Below are 3,775 nucleotides of genomic sequence, written 5' to 3'. Positions count from 1 at the left end.
AGTGTAGAAACTCGTGGTGGTCGCGATCGAGCGATGGCCGAGGACACGGCGCATGGCCTCGTAACCGCCGGGGTGTCCGCCAAGGTAGAACTTGGCCGCGATATGCCTGAACAGATGCGGATTAACCCGCAGCCCAGTGTGTTTGAAGATGCGCTTGCTCAGCCCCTGCCCCAGGATCTGACCGGTCTTGGCGCCACCGTCGAGCGCGGGAAAGAGCGCGGTCGAACCTGGCAGTGCGAGGCTTGGCCGGTAATGCTGGAGGTAGCGCTGCAGCAGAGCAATGCTGGCTGCAGGCAGGGGGTATTCGAGCTCATCGTGGTTTTTGACGTGTTTGCCGGGTATGATGACGTGCATCAGGTTGCTGGTGCGGCTTGGGCGGAGCAGATGCTGCTCGAGATCGAGCATGGCCAGGTTCTCCACTCGCAGCGGTGCCATCAACAGTAATTCGATAGCCACGGCATCGCGGGCCAGCCGGGCAGCCCGAAGCGGGCTGCTGGCTGCGGTTTTATCGGCAAGCGCCATGAGGCGTTGCGGCAGGTTGACCAGCGCCTGGGTATTGGCGGGATCATCCAAGGCACGAAGCCGTTCGCGATTTTTGGCAGTGAGGCCGCGCTGACGGCATTCGAGGCGGCGGCGCAGGGCCTCGATATGCTGCAGGTCTGCCTCGGGTATTTTTACCCAATGGCGTGCCACGGCCTTGAGGGTGGTGGCGAGGTCGGCGATGGCGGTGCTGGTGGTGCCGTCGCGCCTGTCCAGATGGAAACGCAGGCCCTCCTTGAGGTTGGTACCGCTGACCAAATCGGCCAGGGAGCGCAGTTCCTCAGCTGGGACGCCCCTACACACCAAGGCGCTGGCAAAGCAGCGAATTTGCTGTTCCCGCTTGCGCAGTGTGGCTGGCCGCACTGGGGCAAAAGGGCGGTCGTCCAGGAGGTCGGAGCCACCCAGCCGGTGGAGCCATTTGCGGCAATCGGCCTCGAGGCTCGCCGGGAAGGCTGACCATCGAAGGCTGTAGTGATCCTGCCGCGGCGGGACTGGCAAAGGGGTACCGGGCCAGTTCTGAATGTCGCGGCAGGCGCGATTCCAGGCTGCGCGACTATCGTTCAACGCGGCCTTTGGCTTGGCCAGCAGGCTGGCATCGAGAAAGGCCGCGAAGCCCTCCAGTGTGACTGCATCCACCTGATGCGGCGCCACGCCCTGGCCGGCAAAGAAATGCATCAGCTTGCTGAGGGGATGATGCAGGCGGGGCGGCAGCATGGCAGCAGCGGCGGCCCAGTCTGGGGTGAGGTGGTTTTGCTGACGCCCGGGGCTGACGGTTGTCACCGTGGCCAGCGCCGCGCGCAGCAGCGAGCGGATATTGGCCCAGCGGCCGGGGGAGAGGTTGTGACGGGCGGGAGCGATTTCATCCAGGCGGCGCGCGAGTAGTTGTGGGTTGGCTGGAATGTCGGCGGGTGTATTGCCGAGGAGGCGGGCTACGGTGCGGATGGCGGAGGCTTGGTCCTGGCGCTGGCGCGGGGTCAGCGTGGCTGAAAATTCTATTGTCTCCAGTATATTATGCAGGCTGTATGAGGCTCGTGAAGTGGGCTGAGTGGACATGAGTGGCCTCGTGATGACAGGGAGGGAATGGAGTACATTTACGTTAATACACCACATTCGAGAGCAATGCCGTCTACAGTGATGTGTATTAACGAAAGTAAATTTCTATATAACCGTAAAAAATATCGATCATCTGAGATTTAACCTATCCATAATTACACATATCGATTGTTTTTCAGGAACTGCGCCAAATCGGTCTCGGCGATACGCACCGCACGGCCGAGGCGATGAACGGTCAGCGCGCCGGTCTCGATCAGGCGGCGGATGCTGCGCGGGCTCAGCTTGAGCCGCTCGGCTGTTTGCGCGACGGTCAACAGCGGCGACGGCACAGCGATGTGGAGGTGCAGATTAGGGTTTGGGCTTTGCGGCATTGGCAGGGTCCTTGTTCTGTGCCGCTCCCGCCCCTGCAAACATTTCCGCTGCAGCCTGCCGGGCCAGCGCACGCACCAGAGCGCGCAGCGCTGCGTCGGCGGCTGGGGTGGCACCAGCGGGTTCTGGCATCAGTGGTTGATGGGTAAGGCTGGGCGGCATGGCCCATGACCTAAGCCGTTAATTGGCGCGCTGTTGGTCGAAACCCGTTGACAGGCAGGATGCGATAATCAGTCAGCGCGGCTCTTTGAGGCGCCGGCGTCTCTCGGCAGCAACTAACTGCCAATAGCGCCGCAGTGCCGCCTCAGCACCAACTTCCTTGTCAAACCAGCCGAAGACATGGTGGACCAGTTCGCCGAAAGGTTTGCCGTCACTGCGGCCGTGTGTCGGCGGGGCGCCCGTCGCTAACGTCCAATCAACGGCCAACATCATAACGAGTTGGTCGGCTGTAAACTCACGGCGCCGACCATTTGGCAGCCGGCTCGCAGATGAATCAGGACTGCCGCGCACGACCCCAAGGATCATCGGCTCTAGAGAGGGGCGGGATTGGCGGCCGTTGAGGCGCGAGCGGCCAGCCACTGCTGCCGCGCCATTCGCCGTTATTAAGCGCAGCCCTTGGACCAGATCGCCGGGCGCGGCCGTTTTGGACCAGCCAATCAGCCCGCATGGCGGCAACTTGGCCTTGAAAATGCTAGGCCAGAGTAGCCGTCCCCGTACCTCCATGGCGCTGACCGCCTCGGAAGGCAGCGCCCTTAGTCTGGCCTTGATCAGGCCGATCGCAGGCTCAGGCTCTGACGCCAAGATCCAGACTTGCCGCAACGCGTTATGGACTTGGCGGGCTGTTGCTGCTGGCGGCATCGTCGAGGCTAAGTGCCACTGAACCACGGACGCTGCTACCGCCTCGACAAATTGCGCGATCTCAGCGCTAGCAGCCCTCGACTTTGCCTTGTGCAGCAGTGAGGCCAACCACAGCCTCTGCTCCTCGTCGAACAACAGAGGGCCGATTTCATGTTTGGTGATACTTGGCGAATTCGGCGCGGACAGCGCTGAAACTAAGTGGCTCGGGCGTGGAGCGAGGGGTTTCCATTTCATCGCAGCCTGACATTGGGTGGAAAACTCGTTGGCGCAACCGCGATCAGTGCTGTCAGCTTTAGAACCTGGGCGGTATTTCACTGCCACCGGGCTTTTGTCTTACAACGGGCAATAGGACGCTATTCTTGCAGCCTGCTGCCGGTACGTTGGACACCGAGTTTAGCCTGCCACCGACAAGGCCACGGCCGCACAATGAACGTTGAACCAAAAACATTTCGCGCCAACACCCACGCAATATGGTTGTGCATCGGGCCGGGTGGTGCCGCCGTCCGGCTGAAGCTGGAGGGGCTGGGCAGTCTGGCGCGGGACTTGGCTGCACCGGCCGAATTGGCGAGAGCGGCTGCGTGACCGCCGCTGCGCAGATGCTGACCGTGCGGGTGCCGCTGGCTGTCCGCAAGCCGCGGGGCGGGCGGAAGCTGATCCTGACGCCGGGCGGTATGGCGCCCCGTGGCAGCACGGCTGCCGACACCACTCTGGTGAAGGCGCTGGCCCGGGCGTTCCGTTGGCGGCGGATGATGGAGGCGGGCCGCTATGGCACGCTCAACGAACTGGCGGCGGCCGAGAATATCAACTCGTCCTATGTCTCGCGCCTGCTCCGGCTCACGCTGCTGGCGCCGAACATCGTCGAGGCGATCCTGGACGGGCGGCAGCAGGAAGGGATGACGCTGCCGGGGCTGATGGAGCCATTTCCGGTGGAGTGGGAGCGGCACGTGCGCTCAGG

4 protein-coding genes are annotated in these 3,775 nt (G+C 62.8%); 1 reads left to right on the top strand and 3 read right to left on the bottom strand.

The window, feature by feature from the left end; translation table 11 throughout:
- From ABWP84_RS18300 to ABWP84_RS18290, 3 genes are all read right to left on the bottom strand, one after another.
- The coding region (locus ABWP84_RS18300; RefSeq protein WP_353213460.1) for a site-specific integrase at nucleotides 1-1,593 on the bottom strand (1,593 nt) is incomplete at its 3' end.
- A 155-nt stretch (nucleotides 1,594-1,748) separates the two neighbouring features.
- Nucleotides 1,749-1,964, bottom strand: a complete 216-nt coding sequence (locus ABWP84_RS18295) for a helix-turn-helix domain-containing protein (protein ID WP_353213459.1) — start codon at nucleotides 1,962-1,964, stop codon at nucleotides 1,749-1,751.
- A 232-nt stretch (nucleotides 1,965-2,196) separates the two neighbouring features.
- Entirely contained in the window at nucleotides 2,197-3,135 is a 939-nt protein-coding gene (locus ABWP84_RS18290) for a hypothetical protein (RefSeq protein WP_353213458.1), read from the bottom strand.
- 263 nt (nucleotides 3,136-3,398) lie between these two features.
- On the opposite strand from ABWP84_RS18290, the gene ABWP84_RS18285 reads away from it, so the two are divergent.
- Nucleotides 3,399-3,775: hypothetical protein (locus ABWP84_RS18285; protein WP_353213457.1), on the top strand; the 377-nt coding region annotated here is incomplete at its 3' end.

It is taken from the genome of Rhodovarius sp., assembly GCF_040399605.1.
Taxonomy (GTDB): domain Bacteria; phylum Pseudomonadota; class Alphaproteobacteria; order Acetobacterales; family Acetobacteraceae; genus Rhodovarius; species Rhodovarius crocodyli_A.
Note: the sequence above shows the minus strand (reverse complement) of the source record. Positions and strands in the feature narration are given on the sequence as shown.